Annotated in this window: 17 protein-coding genes and 5 tRNA genes; 14 read left to right on the top strand and 8 right to left on the bottom strand. The window is 56.1% G+C overall.

Features of this window, described 5'->3' with window-relative positions; translation table 11 throughout:
• Positions 1-376 precede the first annotated feature (376 nt).
• Positions 377-2068 carry an L-lactate permease gene (locus ACW17M_RS23365; protein ID WP_009287404.1) on the top strand — a complete coding sequence of 564 codons (1692 nt, stop codon included), beginning with the start codon at positions 377-379 and terminating at the stop codon, positions 2066-2068.
• 113 nt (positions 2069-2181) lie between these two features.
• Here the strand turns inward: ACW17M_RS23365 and ACW17M_RS23360 are convergent, their stop codons facing one another.
• Together ACW17M_RS23360 and glcC are read right to left on the bottom strand one after the other, a co-directional pair.
• Positions 2182-2706: a gamma carbonic anhydrase family protein gene (locus ACW17M_RS23360; RefSeq protein WP_457548181.1), complete on the bottom strand. Its 525-nt coding sequence runs from the start codon at positions 2704-2706 to the stop codon at positions 2182-2184.
• Positions 2707-2746: 40 nt separating this feature from the next.
• Positions 2747-3526, bottom strand: a complete 780-nt coding sequence (gene glcC / locus ACW17M_RS23355) for a transcriptional regulator GlcC (protein WP_159177278.1) — start codon at positions 3524-3526, stop codon at positions 2747-2749.
• 206 nt (positions 3527-3732) lie between these two features.
• On the opposite strand from glcC, the gene glcD reads away from it, so the two are divergent.
• From glcD to ACW17M_RS23335, 4 genes are all read left to right on the top strand, one after another.
• Complete coding sequence (glcD, locus tag ACW17M_RS23350) at positions 3733-5232, top strand: glycolate oxidase subunit GlcD (protein WP_027958133.1); 1500 nt, start codon at positions 3733-3735, stop codon at positions 5230-5232.
• 74 nt (positions 5233-5306) lie between these two features.
• Positions 5307-6401, top strand: a complete 1095-nt coding sequence (gene glcE / locus ACW17M_RS23345; protein ID WP_141440712.1) for a glycolate oxidase subunit GlcE — start codon at positions 5307-5309, stop codon at positions 6399-6401.
• 14 nt (positions 6402-6415) lie between these two features.
• Positions 6416-7648, top strand: a complete 1233-nt coding sequence (gene glcF, locus ACW17M_RS23340) for a glycolate oxidase subunit GlcF (protein ID WP_041158886.1) — start codon at positions 6416-6418, stop codon at positions 7646-7648.
• Positions 7649-7733: 85 nt separating this feature from the next.
• On the top strand, positions 7734-8138 hold the full coding sequence (locus ACW17M_RS23335; RefSeq protein ID WP_022522231.1) for a heme-binding protein: 405 nt from the start codon (positions 7734-7736) through the stop codon (positions 8136-8138).
• Positions 8139-8264: 126 nt separating this feature from the next.
• Here ACW17M_RS23335 and ACW17M_RS23330 read toward each other — a convergent pair.
• From ACW17M_RS23330 to ACW17M_RS23305, 6 genes are all read right to left on the bottom strand, one after another.
• Positions 8265-8341: transfer RNA gene (locus tag ACW17M_RS23330), tRNA-Asp, on the bottom strand.
• Positions 8342-8418: 77 nt separating this feature from the next.
• Positions 8419-8494, bottom strand: a tRNA-Val gene (locus ACW17M_RS23325).
• Between the two features lie 66 nt (positions 8495-8560).
• Positions 8561-8637, bottom strand: a tRNA-Asp gene (locus ACW17M_RS23320).
• Between the two features lie 40 nt (positions 8638-8677).
• A tRNA-Asp gene (locus tag ACW17M_RS23315) sits at positions 8678-8754 on the bottom strand.
• A gap of 73 nt (positions 8755-8827) precedes the next feature.
• Positions 8828-8903 (bottom strand) — tRNA-Val (locus tag ACW17M_RS23310).
• 92 nt (positions 8904-8995) lie between these two features.
• Positions 8996-9742 carry an alpha/beta fold hydrolase gene (locus ACW17M_RS23305; protein ID WP_022522230.1) on the bottom strand — a complete coding sequence of 249 codons (747 nt, stop codon included), beginning with the start codon at positions 9740-9742 and terminating at the stop codon, positions 8996-8998.
• A 164-nt stretch (positions 9743-9906) separates the two neighbouring features.
• Here ACW17M_RS23305 and ccoN point away from each other — a divergent pair, with 164 nt between their 5' ends.
• The 9 genes from ccoN (at position 9907) to ACW17M_RS23260 (ending at position 18731) form a co-directional block, all read left to right on the top strand.
• On the top strand, positions 9907-11331 hold the full coding sequence (gene ccoN, locus ACW17M_RS23300) for a cytochrome-c oxidase, cbb3-type subunit I (RefSeq protein ID WP_022522229.1): 1425 nt from the start codon (positions 9907-9909) through the stop codon (positions 11329-11331).
• Positions 11332-11350: 19 nt separating this feature from the next.
• Positions 11351-11959 (top strand): cytochrome-c oxidase, cbb3-type subunit II, encoded by a 609-nt coding sequence (gene ccoO, locus ACW17M_RS23295; RefSeq protein ID WP_022522228.1) that lies wholly within the window; start codon positions 11351-11353, stop codon positions 11957-11959.
• 3 nt (positions 11960-11962) lie between these two features.
• The gene (locus ACW17M_RS23290) at positions 11963-12187 is read left to right on the top strand and encodes a CcoQ/FixQ family Cbb3-type cytochrome c oxidase assembly chaperone (protein WP_022522227.1); all 225 of its coding nucleotides are present in this window, start codon (positions 11963-11965) and stop codon (positions 12185-12187) included.
• On the top strand, positions 12184-13113 hold the full coding sequence (ccoP, locus tag ACW17M_RS23285) for a cytochrome-c oxidase, cbb3-type subunit III (RefSeq protein WP_009287408.1): 930 nt from the start codon (positions 12184-12186) through the stop codon (positions 13111-13113). Before ACW17M_RS23290 ends, ccoP begins: the two co-directional genes overlap by 4 nt.
• Positions 13114-13334: 221 nt before the next feature.
• The gene (gene ccoG / locus ACW17M_RS23280; protein ID WP_022522226.1) at positions 13335-14771 is read left to right on the top strand and encodes a cytochrome c oxidase accessory protein CcoG; all 1437 of its coding nucleotides are present in this window, start codon (positions 13335-13337) and stop codon (positions 14769-14771) included.
• 6 nt (positions 14772-14777) lie between these two features.
• Positions 14778-15311: a FixH family protein gene (locus ACW17M_RS23275; RefSeq protein ID WP_009287410.1), complete on the top strand. Its 534-nt coding sequence runs from the start codon at positions 14778-14780 to the stop codon at positions 15309-15311.
• Positions 15308-17800 (top strand): heavy metal translocating P-type ATPase, encoded by a 2493-nt coding sequence (locus tag ACW17M_RS23270; RefSeq protein WP_457548180.1) that lies wholly within the window; start codon positions 15308-15310, stop codon positions 17798-17800. Before ACW17M_RS23275 ends, ACW17M_RS23270 begins: the two co-directional genes overlap by 4 nt.
• The gene (ccoS, locus tag ACW17M_RS23265; RefSeq protein WP_022522224.1) at positions 17797-18042 is read left to right on the top strand and encodes a cbb3-type cytochrome oxidase assembly protein CcoS; all 246 of its coding nucleotides are present in this window, start codon (positions 17797-17799) and stop codon (positions 18040-18042) included. The genes ACW17M_RS23270 and ccoS overlap by 4 nt, the downstream gene beginning before the upstream one ends.
• Positions 18039-18731: a sulfite exporter TauE/SafE family protein gene (locus ACW17M_RS23260; protein ID WP_022522223.1), complete on the top strand. Its 693-nt coding sequence runs from the start codon at positions 18039-18041 to the stop codon at positions 18729-18731. The genes ccoS and ACW17M_RS23260 overlap by 4 nt, the downstream gene beginning before the upstream one ends.
• The last annotated feature ends 43 nt before the right edge of the window (positions 18732-18774 follow it).

Genomic DNA, 18774 nt, shown 5'->3' with positions numbered 1-18774 from the left:
GCGGCGACTGGCGCGGAATTTGACGTTGGGCATGGCACTGTCTGGGTGAATGGCGATATTCGCTATATTGCCATGCAGTTCAGTAGGTTAGAAGCATTCCTGGGGGCCGGTCTCACGGATTCAGGTATTAGTCTAATGACTCAGCGCCTTTAGACTTACCCCCGACTACCAAAAAACCATTTAAAAACATATATATAAGAAAATAAAAGCCGTGCAAAACCAGCTATCAAACAAGCACTTAAGTGGTAAGACCAATTTTCCAATGTAGTCATATGATTAGCCTAATCGTATCTTTCACCTACACCCGACTGGCGGTACGACTGCCAGACGGTTATTGCGGAGCATACCAAATCAATAACAAGGGGCAGTTCCTTCCATGAATGAAACGATACTTGCACTTCTGGCCTTCCTGCCACTGTTGCTGGCCGGTATTTTGCTCATAGGGTTTAAAATACCTGCCAAGATAGCGATGCCGATTGTTTTCCTGACCGCGGCCATTATTGGCTTAACCGCTTGGGATATGTCCTTTAGCCGCGTGGCGGCGTCGACCATCCAAGGCCTGATTCAAACTGCGGGTCTCCTATGGATCATCTTTGGCGCCATACTGCTGCTTAATACGCTTAAGCACTCCGGCGGTATTACGGCTATCCGTAATGGTTTTTCAGGCATTAGCCCTGACCGCCGTGTACAGGCGTTGATTGTTGCCTGGCTGTTCGGCTGTTTTATCGAAGGGGCCTCAGGCTTCGGTACGCCCGCCGCGGTAGCTGCACCGCTAATGGTCGCTCTTGGCTTCCCGGCGCTTGCTGCTGTGGTCGTGGGTATGATGATTCAATCAACGCCTGTCTCGTTTGGCGCGGTGGGCACGCCTATTGTGGTCGGGGTCGGTAGTGGCCTGGATCGTGCTGGCATTAGCGCCGAACTCGACTCGGTAGGCTCAAGCTGGGATGTCTTCTTCCAACTAGTCACCAGCGAAGTGGCGATTACTCACGGCATCGTGGGCATTTTAATGCCGCTGATTCTCGTTACCGTGATGGTGCGTTTCTTCGGTGCCAACCGTTCCTGGAAAGAGGGACTGTCGATTACCCCCTTCGCCATCTTTACCGGTATCTGCTTCGTAGTGCCTTACATGCTGGTGGGCGTGCTGTTGGGCCCTGAATTCCCGTCAATGATCGGCGCGATGGTGGGCTTGGCGATTGTCGTACCCGCTGCCAAACGCGGCTTTCTGATGCCTAAAGATACCTGGGACTTCCCCGAGTCCTCTTCTTGGCCAGACGAGTGGATCGGCAACCTGCAGATCAAGCTTGACGACGTTGTCGGCAGAGCGCCGATGTCCACCTTTAAAGGCTGGGTACCCTATGTGCTGCTCGCACTGTTTTTGGTGGCCTCTCGCATTATTGAGCCCCTCAAAACAGCACTTACCTCTATTAACCTCAGTTGGAACAATATTCTTGGTGAAGCGGGAATCAGCGGTGGGGTTCAGCCGCTCTACTTGCCCGGCGGTATTATAATTGCCGTGGTCATTGTGACCTATTTCCTGCACCGCATGAATCCGCAAAAGATTAGCGCTGCGGTGTCTGAATCTACCAAAACGATTTTTGGGGCGGGTTTCGTTTTGATCTTTACCGTGCCGATGGTGCGCATCTTGATCAACTCCGGCGTTAATGGCGCGGATCTTGTCTCAATGCCGGTGATGATGGCCCAGGCGGTGGCCAGTAGCGTAGGCGGCATTTACCCCTTCTTTGCCCCAGCGGTAGGGGCGCTGGGCGCCTTTATTGCAGGTTCCAACACGGTATCCAATCTAATGCTGGCGGAGTTCCAGTTTAGTGTTGCTGAAACTCTGGGCCTCTCTACGGCCATGATGGTAGCGCTGCAGGCCGTGGGTGCGGCGGCAGGTAATATGATTGCCATCCATAACGTGGTCGCGGCGTCAGCAACGGTCGGGCTGTTAGGCCGTGAAGGCGCCACGCTGCGTAAGACGATTCTGCCCACCATCTACTACCTCATCTTTGCCGGTACCATCGCACTGATTGCGTTCTACGTTATTGGCGTCACGGATCCGTTGATGTGATGTAGTGGTCGTATGTGAGCTAGGGCTCGTAAACGCTACGCTAGAAACACAAACCCCCAGGCCTAAACCTGGGGGTTTTGTCGTTTTGGTGAGATCAATCTAGCCAGCTAGCGTCAGTCTATTCGCTTTAGCTCCTGGCTGTGGCGTTTACCGCGCTCGACATAGCCTTGGGCATTCTTTTTCATACCCGCAACGGCCTCATCAGAAAGCTCCCGCACCACCCTGGCAGGCGAGCCAACGATTAAAGAGTTAGGCGGAAACACCGCGCCCTCCTTAATAAAGGCACCGGCACCCACCAGGCTATTCTCACCAATCACCGCGCCATTGAGTACTACCGCCTGTATACCGATTAAGCAGCCATCGCCTACGGTGCAGCCATGCAGCATAGCCTGATGCCCGACCGTCACCCCTTTGCCTACTTTAAGCGGAAAGCCTGGGTCAGCATGGAGAACCGCACCATCCTGAATATTACTCTCTTCGCCTATCTCCAGATGGTCACTGTCGCCGCGCAACACGGCCTGATACCAGACGCTTGAATGTGCCTTTAAGGTCACTTGGCCGATAACATCCGCCGTTTCCGCGATGTAGACCTCGTCGTGAATCTCTGGGCGATACTCACCGTATTGATAAATGGCCACATTGATCTCCTGGGTTGTTGTTGGTGTATTAATGATTGAACTACTGCCAATCTTCAAGTCGCATGGAGGAGCGCTCTAGCCGTTCGTGCTCCTCTTCTAAATCGCGTAGCAATTGGCTGATGCTGGAGAGGTGCTCTAGCGCCACCTGTTCTGCCTGCTCCGCCTCGCCGTTGACTACGGCCTCATGCAACTGCGCATGCTGCTGATTGATCATCGTCCTGGGGGCAGGCAAGTGATAAAGGTGCTTGACCGAGGCAAACACCGAGCTGAGCAGTAAATCGGTCAGGCTCTGCAGTGTATGCACCAACACCGGGTTGTGGGACGCCTGGGAGACCGCCAGGTGAAAGGCGTGATCAAGTCGCGCTAGACGCTCGACATCAATGCTTTCTGCACTTTCCGCGTAGTCGGCCATTTCGCGATAGCGTCGAGTGATCAGCACCCGATCGGCGGATGTGCCGCGGCTCGCGGCTAACCGCGCCGACTCCCCTTCCAGCAGGGCGCGCACTTCTAACAGATCAAACAGCGTGCGCGGGTGATCTTTAAACAGATGCATCAATGGGCTTTGGTTACCCACCGGCAACAGCGTCGCGACCGTCGAGCCGTGGCCCTGGCGGGTATCGATAATTCCTTTACTGCGCAGAATTCTCAACCCCTCACGCAGCGAAGCACGGGAGACGCCCAGCCGATCACACAGCCGCCTCTCAGAAGGAAGCAGTTGGCCGGGCCGAAAAACTCCATCAAGAATTAAACGCTCAAGCCGGGTAGCCACCTGATCCGGCATTCGCAGCCCGGGTGACAAGGCTTGATTCTCCTCTGGCATGTTAGCTCTCCTGATGGGCTTTATGTCCAGCTTGCCAGTACTTAACCCAGTACTAAAACAAAGAAGACAACACAGTCGACTAATTACTGGTCAGACCAATGCACCACAGCCTAGACAGGCGGGTAAAAAAAGCCCAAATTGAGGCCATGTTATCTACAGACCGTTTTAGCATTTACCTTTAACGATAATAAGCATGGGATGTCTTAATGAATATCCTCTTTGATGAGCGCCTGGACGGTGCACTGGTTCGGCGCGATAAAAGCGAAGTCTTAACCGACCTGCAGCAAGCCGTTCCTGATATGACGCTGCTGCATCGCGAAGAAGACCTGCGCCCCTTTGAGTGCGATGGGCTGGCGGCCTATCGCGTGCTGCCGATGCTGGTGGCACTGCCGGAAACCTTTGACCAGGTGAAAGAGCTGCTCAAGCGCTGCCATGCGCTTGGCGTGCCTGTGGTCACTCGCGGCGCGGGTACTGGACTTTCCGGCGGTGCGCTGCCGCTGGAACAGGGCGTACTTTTAGTAATGTCGCGTTTTAACCAAATTCTCAAAGTCGACCCTGAAGCCCGCTTGGCGCGGGTTCAACCCGGCGTGCGCAATCTGGCGATTTCCGAAGCCGCTGCGCCTTATGGCCTTTACTACGCGCCGGATCCCTCCTCTCAAATTGCCTGCTCTATCGGTGGTAACGTGGCCGAAAACGCTGGCGGCGTACACTGCTTAAAATATGGCCTAACGGTGCATAACGTGATGCGCGTGGATGTGCTCACAATCGAGGGCGAGCACATGACGCTGGGCGCTGAATCTTTTGATGCGCCAGGCTTTGATCTGCTGGCATTGATGAACGGCTCTGAGGGCATGCTCGGCGTGGTCACCGAAATTACCGTCAAGCTACTGCCCAAGCCGGAAACCGCCAAAGTACTGATGGCAAGCTTCGACGATGTCGAGAAAGCCGGTCGCGCCGTCGGCGATATCATTGCCGCAGGCATTATTCCTGGTGGCCTGGAGATGATGGACAAGCTCGCCATCAAAGCCGCCGAGGATTTTGTCAAAGCTGGCTACCCCCTCGATGCCGAGGCGATTCTACTCTGCGAACTGGATGGCGTTGAAGCCGACGTGGACGACGACTGCGACACCGTTCGCCGCGTACTGGAAGCCGCCGGGGCCACCAATATCCAACAGGCCCGGGATGAAGCCGAGCGCGCCAAGTTCTGGGCTGGGCGTAAGAATGCCTTCCCTGCAGTGGGCCGTATGTCACCGGATTACTACTGCATGGATGGCACCATCCCCCGCCGAGAGCTCCCCCGCGTGCTGAAAGGCATTGCCGCACTTTCAGAAGAGAGTGGCCTGGCGGTGGCCAACGTGTTCCACGCCGGCGATGGCAATATGCACCCGCTGATCCTGTTTGATGCCAATAAAGAAGGCCAGTTGGCGCTTGCCGAAGAGGTGGGCGGCAAGATTCTTGAGCTATGCGTGGCCGCGGGTGGTTCGATCACCGGTGAGCATGGCGTTGGGCGTGAAAAAATCAATCAAATGTGCAGCCAATTCCAGGCGGATGAAATCAGTGTGTTTCATGCCTTGAAAGCCGCCTTTGATCCACAGCGACTGCTCAACCCCGGCAAGAATATTCCGACGCTGGCGCGCTGCGCCGAGTTTGGTGCTATGCATGTGCATAACAACGAACTACCGCATCCGGAGCTACCGCGCTTCTAGCAGCGAGACAAGCCGAAGCTAAGACAATAATTAGCCAAAACGAATAATGGAAAAGACCAATAGTGGGAAAGACCATGACCGAACGAGCGATTGCTGACCGCGATATCGCTGATGCCCTGTGTGAACAGGTACGCAGCGCCTATGACGCACGCACACCGCTTCGCATTGTAGGCGGAGATACCCGCGCCTTTTATGGCCGACCGGTGGAAGGCCAAGCACTGCAGATGGCCGAACATAGTGGCATTGTGAGCTATGACCCAGTGGAACTGGTAGTGACCGTGCGCGCTGGCACTCGGCTTAGCGACCTGCAGGAAGTACTGGCAGAGAAACACCAAATGCTGGGCTTTGAGCCGCCCATGTTTGGTGAAGCGTCTACCATTGGTGGTGCCGTGGCCACCGGCCTCTCTGGCCCACGCCGTCCCTGGGCAGGCGCAGTCCGTGACTTTGTGCTGGGCACGCGAATAATCACCCAAGAGGGTAAACTCCTCCGCTTTGGCGGCGAAGTGATGAAAAATGTCGCCGGTTACGACCTGTCGCGCCTGATGGCAGGCGCTCAGGGCACGCTCGGCGTATTGACCGACATCTCCTTTAAAGTGCTGCCTATTCCCACCGCGACTCACAGCCTGCGCTTAACCATTGGGCTGGATGAGGCGCTTAAAAAACTCGCCGAACTGGGCCGAAAACCGCTACCGATTACCGCCGCCGCTTGGCACCACGGCGAACTGTTTTTGCGCTTGGAAGGCGGCAAAAGCTCTGTGGCCGCAACCCAGGCAAGTCTAGGTGGCGAGCCACTTGATGCCAGCTTCTGGCAAGAACTACGCGACCATACTCACGCATTTTTCACCTGTAGCGCCGACCAATCGCTGTGGCGGCTGTCACTACCGCCCAACACCGCGCCGCTGGCGCTGGATATTCCCGAGGCCGATATTTTTTACGACTGGGCGGGCAGCCAGCGCTGGCTGAAAACCACCTTGGATGCCAGTACCCTGCGCGATGCCTGTAGCGCAGTAGGCGGCCACGCCACTTGCTACACACCTCAGCTCCAGGGCGGCGCCGCAGATCCATTCACACCGCTCAATGCAGTGGTCGAGAAATATCATCGCAATCTAAAGGCGGAGCTGGATGCCCATGGCATTTTTAACCCCGGTCGTCTTTATGCGGCGTTTTAATCAGGAGAGCTGACATGCAGACGCACTTTACCGATGCCGACCTTCAGAAGCCGCATATTCAAGAAGCAGATCGCATACTGCGCACCTGCGTGCACTGCGGTTTTTGTAACGCCACCTGCCCGACGTACCAGTTGTTAGGCGATGAGCGCGATGGCCCTCGTGGGCGTATCTATCTAATGAAAGAGCTGCTGGAGAGCCGCGACGATGACGATCAGGTAACCGATGAGACGCGCCTTCATCTTGATCGCTGCCTTACCTGTCTTAACTGTGAAACCACCTGCCCTTCCGGCGTGGAGTACCACAAGCTGCTCAACATTGGCCGTGCCGAAATTGAGCGGCGCGTTCCTCGCCCGGCAGGTGAGCGGGCCCAGCGCTATGCGCTGCGAAAAATGATGGTCGAGCCCAAACGTTTCCAAGCGCTGCTAAAGCTGGGGCAAACCTTTAAACCACTGGTGCCTAGCAAGCTGCGTAATAAAATGCCCGCAGCGCCGATAGATGCAGGCGCACGCCCGGATGCCAACCGCCATACCCGGCGGGTATTGATACTGGAAGGCTGCGTTCAGCCGGGGCTATCACCCAATACCAATGCTGCCACCACGCGGATTCTTGATCGGCTTGGTATAAGCGTAACGCCGGTGGCTGAAGCGGGCTGCTGTGGCGCCGTTGATTTCCACCTTAATGCCCAGGACGATGGCCGTGCACGCATGCGCGCCAATATTGATGCCTGGTGGCCGTACATTGAGCAAGGCACCGAAGCCATCGTTCAAACCGCCAGTGGCTGCGGCGCCTTTGTCAAAGAGTATGGTTACATGCTCAAGGATGACCCTGACTACGCCGTTAAAGCGCAAAAGGTGAGCACTCTAGCCAAAGATATTGTCGAAATCCTGCGAGATGAGCCGCTGGACGCCTTGAACGTTAACGCATCGCAACGACTGGCGTTCCACTGCCCCTGTACGCTGCAGCATGCCCAAAAACTTAACGGTGCGGTCGAAGGCGTGCTGGGCAAGCTTGGCTTCGCGCTAACCCCGGTGCAGGATGCGCATCTTTGCTGCGGTTCGGCGGGTACCTATTCGATCACCCAACCCGAACTGGCCACCCAACTGCGCGACAATAAGCTCAATGCGCTGGAGGCCGGAGACCCAGAGATGATCGTGACGGCTAATATCGGTTGCCAAACCCACTTGGCGGGCGCCAATCGCACTCCGGTACGCCACTGGGTTGAGATCGTCGATGCAGCGCTCACTTAACGCTTCACCACTAACCCTTAACCCCAAGCCGCGCAGGTTTTAACAGCGCGGCTATTTTCACTCCTCCCTTAACAAGGATTCAAACATGCAAACAAAAGCCATTCTCGCTCAGAGCGATGTGATCAACGTACTCGACGCCGCTCAGAAAGAGGCTGACAGCAACAGCTGGCCGGTGACCATCGCAGTAACCGACGACGGCGGCCACCTGTTAGCGCTGCGGCGTTTGGATGGCGCAGCCCCTTTCAGCGCCGAAGTCGCTACGCAAAAAGCGCGCAGTGCGGCGCTAGGTCGTAAAGAGACCCAGGTGTTTGAAGAGATGATTAATGGCGGCCGCACTGCGTTCGTCACCGCACCGCTGCAAGGCCTGCTTTCAGGTGGCGTGCCGATTACTGTTGACGGTCATGTGGTAGGTGCCGTGGGCATTTCCGGCGTAAAACCCGACCAGGATGTGCAGGTTGCCAAAGCAGGCGTTGCCGCGATTACGGGCTAACAGCTGCAACTTAAGATGCAGACATACGAAAAAGCCCGGATCAATGATCCGGGCTTTTTTTGAATTCGTTCGGCCAATGCCGATACATTGCTAATAACTCAAATGACTACAAAGACAAATGCTTAATGGCGGACCGGACGAGACTCGAACTCGCGACCTCCGGCGTGACAGGCCGGCATTCTAACCGACTGAACTACCGGTCCACGTTAAAGCACTTTTAAAACAACCATCGAAGCTAACATTTATAAGCGGTTCAGAGGCGCTTCCAAAGGGTAGACGATGGTGGGTGGTACTGGGTTCGAACCAGTGACCCCCAGCTTGTAAGGCTGGTGCTCTCCCAACTGAGCTAACCACCCAATCCATTGGTAAGTAATTGCTGTGCTTACCAACTTTTTCTTACCAGCTTAGCTTAGCAGTTATCGTGGCGGACCGGACGAGACTCGAACTCGCGACCTCCGGCGTGACAGGCCGGCATTCTAACCGACTGAACTACCGGTCCGAATTGCGATAACAACTATTAGCAGACGTTGATTTGATGATGGCGGACCGGACGAGACTCGAACTCGCGACCTCCGGCGTGACAGGCCGGCATTCTAACCGACTGAACTACCGGTCCGTTATGCACATCAAATACAGGTCGTACTAGGTACTACTTTCACACTTCCAGACCATCTTTCAAAAACTTAAGATGGTGGGTGGTACTGGGTTCGAACCAGTGACCCCCAGCTTGTAAGGCTGGTGCTCTCCCAACTGAGCTAACCACCCGCTGGTCACGTGGCGCTGCATTCTACAGAAGGCTTACCGAATGTCAACATGCCGCGTTTAAAAATCGTATTCTAAACCAGCGCGTTACTCTCTTACGTAAGGCCTGTGCCATGAGCGCGGACGAAGGATGCCGCAACTTGGGTAGCCTCGTCAATCAAAACCGTTTGGGTCAGGCCAGAAAATCGCCGCGGCTTAAAGTCATGGTCGCCATCCGTCAGCCAAGCAAGCTGCGCGTTTGGCGGCAGTGTATAGCCGGCTACCTCGTCTCGAGTACCGAAAGGATCACGCTCACCCTGTAAAATCAGCATGGGGCAGGCAATCTTGGGCCAGTGATCCAAACGAAGCTTGTCAGGCGCTTTAGTAGGATGAAATGGGTAACCTGCTATCACTACACCCGGCGCAGTGCCCTTGCATGGCTGTTCACTGGCAAATAGGGTCGCCACTCGGCCGCCCATCGATTTGCCTCCAATCCATAGCGGTTCGTCAAATAGGTCAGCAAGTAGCGCATACCATTGGGCAAACTGATCAAGGGTCTGGGCGATAGGCGGCGGCGGTCGACGTTTGCCGGTTTCCTGCATCTGCTGCATATAGGGGAAATCAATACATAAAACCTGAACACCCTGAGCCGCCAGCGAGGTGACAAATTGACGCATGAAGGGTGACTGCTGACCAGCCCCTGCGCCATGGGCAAACAGCAACCGACCTAGCTTGGCGTGACCATGAACAGTTAACGGCCCCATGCCCTGCACCAGAAAGGCGCCATTTGGCTGGCGCTTAAGCGCCTCTTTTAACCCCTTGGGAGGCACCTCGATATACCCAGACAAAACGTAATGTGACACCTATCGCTCCTGATAATTCAGTCTTTAACCAATTGGTGTGTTCAGGTTAAGCCCTGGCTGCGCTAGAATCTTGGTCGGATCTTGACCTGCATCATCAAGCGGGTGGTCGCACCCGTGCAAAATGCCACGGGTTACCCCCTAACCGCGTTCGATGGGAACATGACATGAGCACAGCATTTGAACACCCGACCTACAACTACAAGGTGGTTCGGCAGTTCGCGATTATGACCGTTGTGTGGGGCATTGTGGGAATGACAGTGGGTGTCATCCTCGCCTCGCAACTGGTTTGGCCGCAACTGAACCTTGGCCTACCTTGGACTAGCTTTGGGCGCCTGCGTCCGTTACACACTAACGCCGTAATTTTCGCCTTTGGCGGTTCGGCGCTCTTTGCCACGTCGTACTACGTTGTCCAGCGTACCTGTCAGACACGGCTTTTCTCTGACAAGTTAGCGGCCTTTACCTTTTGGGGCTGGCAAGCGGTCATTATCTCAGCGGTAGTGTCCCTGCCCATGGGCTACACCACGACCAAGGAGTACGCTGAGCTTGAGTGGCCGATCAATATTTTGATCGCGGTCGTATGGATCAGCTACGCCATTGTGTTCCTAATGACGATCAAAAAACGCACCACGTCGCACATTTATGTGGCGAACTGGTTCTTCGCGGCGTTTATTTTGACCGTTGCGGTGCTGCATATCGTCAACAACGCGGCCATCCCAGTGACCCCCATGTACTCCACCTCGATCTATGCCGGAGCAGTGGACGCGATGGTGCAGTGGTGGTATGGACACAACGCGGTAGGCTTCTTCCTAACTGCAGGCTTCCTGGGCATGATGTACTACTTCGTGCCGAAGCAGGCTGAGCGTCCGATCTACTCCTACCGTCTTTCAATCGTCCACTTCTGGGCATTGATCATGATCTACATGTGGGCAGGCCCTCACCACCTGCACTACACAGCGCTGCCGAACTGGGCACAGTCGCTGGGTATGGTTATGTCGATCATCCTGCTGGCTCCCTCCTGGGGTGGCATGATCAACGGCATGATGACCCTGTCAGGAGCTTGGCATAAGCTGCGCACGGACCCCACGCTACGCTTCTTGGTGGTTGCTCTGTCGTTCTACGGCATGTCTACCTTTGAAGGCCCTATGATGGCGATTAAGACCGTCAACGCGCTTTCGCACTACACTGACTGGACCATTGGTCACGTTCACTCTGGTGCGCTCGGTTGGGTAGCGATGATCACCATCGGCTCGATGTATCACCTGATTCCTCGCGTCTTTGGTCGCACTGAAATGTACTCGATCAACCTGATCGCCGTGCACTTCTGGCTGGCCACGATCGGCACCGTGCTATACATCGCCTCCATGTGGGTTAACGGTATTCTGCAAGGCTTGATGTGGCGTGCGATCAACCCTGACGGCACCTTGATGTACACCTTTGTTGAAGCCGTTGAAGCCAGCGCACCGGGCTACTTTGTTCGCTTAATCGGCGGCCTCTTCTGGGTCACCGGCATGCTGATCATGGCGTTCAACGTTTACATGACCGTTAAGCGTCGTGAGGCCATCAGCCATTCAGCGCCACAAGCTGCTTAAACCGGGGAAGTTGAGACCAATGAAACACGAGATTGTCGAAAAGAACGTTGGCCTGCTTGCCGTGTTGATCCTTGTCGTGATCAGTTTCGGCGGCTTGGCGGAGGTGGTTCCACTGTTTTTCCAGAAGCAGACCACCGAGCCGGTTGAAGGCCTGGAGCCGCTGTCAGCCCTGGAGCTGGAAGGCCGTGACATCTATCGCCGCGAAGGTTGCGTGGGCTGTCACTCGCAAATGGTGCGCCCGTTCCGTGCGGAAACCGAGCGCTATGGTCACTACAATGTGGCGGGCGAGCAGGTGTATGAGCACAACTTCCTATGGGGCTCCAAGCGCACCGGGCCAGACCTAGCGCGTGTTGGCGGCCGCTATAGCGACGACTGGCACCGTGCTCACCTCTACAACCCCCGGGATGTAGTCCCTGAATCGGTAATGCCGGCTTACCCCTGGCTGTTTGAAAACACCCTCGATGGTGATGCCACTCCCCAAAAGATGCGTACGCTGCGTCAACTGGGCGTGCCCTATACCGACGAAGATATCGCCAACGCTACTGACGACGTACGCGGCACCCAGGAAATCACCGCCCTGGTCGCGTACTTACAGCAGCTCGGAACCGTGCTCGAGGGCACTCGCTAAGTTATGGATACGGGAACTTTTCGCGGCCTCATCACGCTGATCTTGATTTTCGCGTTTATCGGCATTGCCCTCTGGGCGTACTCCAAGCGACGCAAGCCAGATTTCGACGAAGCGGCTAATTTGCCCTTTGCAGACGACGATGAGCAACCGACCAGTGACAAGCACGCTTCGCGTGAACGCGACAGCGAAGCGCATTCCCGCGACGACAGGGGAGATAAGAATATATGAGTAATCTATGGGGTGACTCCCTATCCGGCTTCTGGAGCGCCTGGATCATTATCATTACGCTGGGCACGATCGCGCTGAGCGTATGGATACTGCTGGCCAACCGCCGTACCGATAAAACACCTGACGCGGACGGTAACGTTGAAACCACCGGCCACGCCGCCGATGGCATTGAAGAGTATGACAACCCGCTGCCAAAGTGGTGGTTCCAGCTTTTCGTCATAACAGTAATTTTTGCACTGGTCTATTTGGTACTCTATCCCGGCCTGGGCAACTACGCAGGTATCTTTGGTTGGTCGCAAGAGGGTCAATGGGAAGAGGAAGTGGCTCAAGCCGAAGAGCGCTTCACGCCGATTTTTGCCCAGTATCAGGAGGTGCCCATTCCTGAGCTTGCCGAAGATCCGGAGGCGATGCAGGTCGCTGAACGTATCTACCAAAACAACTGCGCAGTGTGTCACGGCTCCAACGCTCAGGGCGGTTATGGCTTTCCCAACCTGACCGACGACGATTGGCTATACGGCGGTGAGCCAGAAAATATTTTGACCACTCTCAATAATGGCCGTAACGGCCTAATGCCCTCCTGGCAGCAACTGGGTCAGGAGAATATTGAGAACCTGACGCAATACGTACTTTCGCTGTCTAATGAAGAACATGACGAGGCGCAGGCTGAACAGGGCGAAAGCACCTTTATGGCGGTGTGTGCTGCCTGCCACGGCCCCAGCGGCACGGGTAACACGGCTCTCGGCGCACCCAACCTGACCGATAACACTTGGCTTTATTTGGCACCCGGCCAGGAAGTCGGTGACTCTATCCGTCAAACGCTGCGTAACGGCCGTAACGGTCATATGCCTGCGCAAGCGGCCTATATTGGTGAAGAGCGTGTTCATCTGGTTGCCGCCTATGTGTATAGCCTGCGCTTAGCGGACTGATTGACCGCTGACAGATAGCAGTTACCGTCAGCAACGCTAGCCAAGCAAGGGTGCGGCCCCAAACCGCACCCTTTCTTTATACCCAACCCGATACAATATTAACGAAACACATAAGACCGCGACTAAGCATCATATTTAACAAAGCACTTCCTTTAATTGAGCATTTCGTCTAGTTGAAGAAAGGTGCCACCTCTCCTGCCTTCTGAGCCGGGAATATCGCCATGGAAAAGATACCAAGCCAAGACGTCACGCCGAATCCGGTGGGACATCACGTTCCCTCTGAAACGGTTACCCAAGAAATGTACGCCAAGCGGCGACACATTTACGTGCGCGAAATTAAAGGCGTTTTCCAAAAGCTACGGCGCAGTGCCAACTGGGCGTTAATGCTGGCATTTTTTCTTTTACCGTGGATTAACATTGGTGGTCGGCCGTTAATTCTATTCGACCTGCCTAACCGTGAATTCCATATTTTTAGCGCCACGTTTTACCCGCAGGAGTTCATCCTGCTGTCATGGCTGCTGATTATCTGCGCCTTTGGGCTATTTTTTATTACCGTTTTTGCGGGTCGGGTCTGGTGTGGCTACACCTGTCCGCAAAGCGTTTGGACATTTCTATTCATTTGGCTTGAACACCGTATCGAGGGCTCGCGCAATCGGCGCATCAAACTCGATAACCAACCGATGACCGCCGACAAAGCTTGGCGCAAGGGGGCTAAACACACGGCCTGGCTGCTCATTGCCCTCGCCACCGGCATTACCTTTGTGGGTTACTTCACGCCGATTCGTGATTTAGTGACAGAGCTCCCCACCCTTGAAGCTCACGGCTGGTCCTACTTCTGGGTTGGTTTTTTCCTGGTATTTACTTACCTCAACGCGGGCTGGCTGCGCGAACAGGTGTGCATCTACATGTGCCCCTATGCGCGTTTCCAATCGGTCATGTTTGACCGCGACACATTGATCGTCTCCTACGATGAATCACGTGGCGAACCCCGTGGTCATCGCAAAAAAAACCTAAGCCATTTAGAAGCCCGCGAGGCAGGCTATGGCGACTGTATCGATTGTGACCTTTGCGTGCAGGTCTGTCCTACCGGCATCGATATCCGCGATGGACTGCAGTACGAGTGTATTACCTGCGCCGCCTGTATCGATGCCTGCGATAGCGTGATGGATAAAATGGGCTACCCGCGGGGCTTGGTGCGCTACACCACCGAAAATGCTCTGGAAGGCAAAAAGAGCCATATCATGCGCCCGCGCCTGCTCGGCTACTTCGCCGCTCTGGTGCTGATGATGGGCGCCTTTGCCTGGGCCATTAACGACCGCATGCCGCTCAATTTTGACGCTGAACGCGAGCGTACCCAGCTCTACCAAATGACCCGCGACGGTCAGATTAGCAATGTATTTAGCCTGACCATTCGCAACCTGGATGATCAAGACCACACCTACCAGCTAAGCGTTGCTGGATTGCCCAGCCTCACTCTAGACAGCAGTGCTATTAGCGTACCCGCGGGGGAGTCGCGCTTCGAAGCCGTCACCGTGACCGCCGATCCCGACGATTTACAGCAACCCAGCCACCCCATTGTATTCACGCTGCAGGCTCAACAGGATGCGGATATTCGTATCGAGCGCGAAACCAGCTTCCTGGGCAATATTAGGAGATAAGCAACTATGTCATCCCTACCCTCTGGCGATAAGGTGACGCCTTGGTATAAGCAGTTTTGGCCGTGGTTTTTAATCGGCATTCTGCTCTCATCCATTATGTTTAGTATTACCTTTGCCGTTATGTCGGTTAAAAGCTTCGATGGCATGGTTGTTCAGGAGGATTATTACAAGCATGGCAAAGCCATCAATATGGTGCTTGCCAAGCAAGACCGTGCCAGAGAGTTAAACCTAAGCGCAGATTTACGCCTTGATCCGCTTACCAGCGATATTGTGATTGATTTAAGCGGCGATGCGCGTCCCGACAAACTCTATTTGGATTTTATCTTCCCTACCGAAGATGATCGTGATCAATCCTTCGTACTTGAGCATGTCCGTGACGGCCGCTATATCACACAAGGCCCTGACAACCTGCGTTACCGCTGGTATCTGCAGATTCAGCCCGCGCTGGAAAATGCCGATTGGCGCCTTACCGGTGAAGCCACATTCCCCGATGAAGACAGCGTCACACTACTGCCGGGAGGACGCAAAGCAAGCGAATGAGCGACGTAACGACTGCCGCGCCCTGCTACCACTGTGGTAACCCGGTGCCCGCTGGGGCGCCCTGGTCGATTACCCTTGATGATCATGCCCATCCGCTCTGCTGCCCTGGCTGCGAAGCGGTGGCCCATGCCATCGTCGATGGGGGCCTTGAAAGCTACTACCGCTACCGCACCGAACTGCCCGAACGCCCTGATGAACATCAGGCTGCCAAAGCCGATACCTGGTCGGTGTTTGACGACCCCGGACTTCAGGCACAGTTTGTTCACCCCGACGGCGATGAGGGCAACGTCAAAGCGACCCTCGCCATCGAAGGCATTACCTGTGCTGCCTGCGCCTGGCTGATCGAGCACCGCCTGAATGCCTTAACGGGAATTGCCACCAGCGCAGTGAACTTAACTCACCACCGCCTGCGGGTGAGCTGGGATCCTCAGCAGCTGAAGCTCTCGCAACTGCTGGCCGAACTGGCCGCGATTGGCTACGAGGCCCAGCCCTACGAGCCAGACCAGGCCCAGGCGCGCCTGCAGCATGAAGAGCGCATGAACGTACGTCGGCTGATTATTGCCGCCGTCGGCATGATGCAGGTGATGATGTTCTCGATCCCGATCTATGTCTCCGGCCCCGGTGAAATCAGCGAAGACTTCTACGCACTGTTCCACTGGCTCTCCTTTGCCCTGGCCACGCCAGTGGTGTTTTTCTCCGCCCAGCCGTTTTTCCGCAACGCCCTGCGCGACCTGCGCACCGGCGTACTGGGCATGGATGTGCCGGTGTCACTGGCAATCGGCGGGGCGTATCTTGCCAGCAGCTATGCGGTGCTGTTTGACGTGGGCGAGGTCTATTTTGACTCGGTGACCATGTTCACCTTCTTTTTGCTGTTTGGCCGCTACGTGGAGAGTCGCGCCAGGCGCCGCAGCGGGCATAGCGGCAATGCGCTGAGCGGCGTGCTGCCGATTTCGGCCACACGGCTGGAAAGTGACGGCAGCGAGCGCATTCTGCCCGCCAGCGAACTCACTCCCGGCGATCGCGTATTGATCAAGCCCGGCCATGGCGTGCCTGCCGATGGCATCATCGAGGAGGGTGAATCGAGCCTGGACGAATCAATGCTGACCGGCGAATACCTACCAGTAACCCGCCGAGTGGGCGACCGCATTACCGGCGGTAGCCAAAACATGGAAAACCCGCTGGTGATAAGGGTTACCCACGCAGGGCGCGATGCCCGTGTAGCGGGTATCGTCGATCTTACCGACCGTGCCTTTGCCAGCCGCCCGCGGCTAGCCCAGATGGCTGCGCGTATGGCGCACCTATTCGTGCTGCGCCTGCTAGTAGTCACAGCCTGCGTGACTATCGCCTGGTGGTTTATCGACCCCTCGAGGATGCTCTGGGTGCTACTTTCGGTGCTGGTGGTGACCTGCCCCTGCGCGCTGGCGCTGGCCACTCCCGCGGCACTGGCAGCTGGCCATGGCCAACTGCGAAAGCGCGGTGTCTTGATCACCCGCGCCGATGCCATGGAGACGCTCTCTAACGTTACCCGGGTGATTTTTGATAAAACCGGCACCCTGACCCGCGGCGAAATGCACCTTACCCAAACCCAGCCCTTTGGTGAATTAACCGCCGAGCATGCACGGGCCATTGCCGCCGCCCTTGAGGCCCACTCGGAACACCCGATCGCCCGCGCCTTTAGGCCGTTCCGGGATGCGACCCTGCAAGCCAAAGATATTCACAGCCACACCGGGCAAGGGCTCGAAGGGAGCCTAAACGGCGCTCGTTGGCGGTTGGGCAAGCCCGAATTTGCAATGGATAGCGCAATAAATGGCGCAATAGATAGCACCGAGGATGACGTCATAGCGGCGCCGGCCAAAGGTCAGTGGCTGCTGCTTAGTGAAAACGGTGCACCCCGCGCCTGGTTTGGCCTGCACGATGGCGTTCGCGACGACGCTGCCGCCACGATCAAAGCCCTCCAGACTCTGGGGTTAAGCGTGGAGCTGCTATCTGGTGACACCGAAGATGCCGTGGAAAGCCTGGCCGATCAGCTCAATATTGCCATCTGGCATGCGGGCACCAGCCCGGAAGGCAAGCTGGCCCGGATGAAAGAGCTTCAAGCCGCAGGCGAAACTGTGGCGATGATTGGTGACGGCATTAACGACGTGCCGGTGTTAGCCGGTGCCGATGTGGCGATTGCCATGAATGGCGCAACGGACCTAGCCCGCACCCGCGCCGACGCAGTGCTGCTCAGCCCACGCCTGATGCGGATTTTTGAGGCCATCGAGATTTCCCGCGCCACCCGGCGTATCATGCGCCAGAACATGATTTGGTCAGTGTGCTACAACTTTTCGGCGCTGCCGCTGGCGGCAATGGGTCTGGTGCCGCCCTGGCTAGCTGCAATTGGAATGTCGCTTAGCTCGCTAGTAGTGGTGGGTAATGCCCTGCGACTGTCGCGCTGGCGACCTCAGCCCGCGCCAACGCTCGACACCTCAACACCGGTGGCCGCATGACGATTCTTTATCTGTTGATCCCGCTTTCCCTGATTTTGCTGGGCCTCGCCGTCTGGGCGTTTTTCTGGGCGGTGAAAAATGATCAGTTCGATGACCTAGAAGGCCCAGCGCACCGCATTCTATTTGATGAGGATGAAAACGATCTTAGCCCTGAGCAGCGCCGCCAGCATCAGCAGGCAAAGCAAAAATCTTCCGAACCATCAGCGGCAGACACACCCGACGACCAAGAGCCTCGGCCATGAATCCAACGGGGCTTGATCTGCCGCCGCTAATGGCGGCGTTTGTGTTTGGCTTGATGGGCGGCGCCCACTGCATTGGTATGTGTGGCGGCATTATGAGCGCGCTCACCTTTGCAGTCCCCCCCAGCATGCGTCATCCGGCGCGCATGGGAGGCCTGCTGCTCAGCTACAACACAGGCCGCATTGTTAGCTATATGAGCGCAGGCGCGCTGGTGGCACTGCTAGGCACGCTGTTTTCCCTTTCTGCTACGGCACGCCTGCTACTCCAGGTATTTGCCGCACTGATGCTGATCTTAATGGCACTGTATATCGCCAACTGGTGGAAAGGGCTGCTCAAAGTGGAGGCCGTTGGCCGGCGACTATGGCGCTTTATCGAACCCGTGGGGCGTCGCTTGATGCCCGTAGTGCATATTCCCCAAGCCTTCGCCCTGGGAGCGCTCTGGGGCTGGCTCCCCTGCGGGTTGGTCTACTCCATGTTGGCCTGGAGCTTAGCGATTGCCGACCCGCTTCAGGGCGCTCTACTCATGGGCGCCTTTGGGCTTGGCACCCTACCTGCGCTGCTTGCCACTGGCCTGGCTGCCCGCCAGCTCAGCCATTTGATACGTCACCCCGCGACCCGCAGCGTGGCAGCGCTGACAATTATCGCTTTTGCACTGTGGCAACTGTGGACGCTTTCGGTACACAACCTCTAATAGCATGACGTGGCTCAACATTTACCTCCTAACCACGGGTTAG

The sequence above is a fragment of the Vreelandella sp. 2A-K22 genome, from assembly GCF_054065485.1.
The sequence above is the reverse complement of the archived record's forward strand: the minus strand, read 5'-3'. Positions and strand labels throughout refer to the sequence as shown.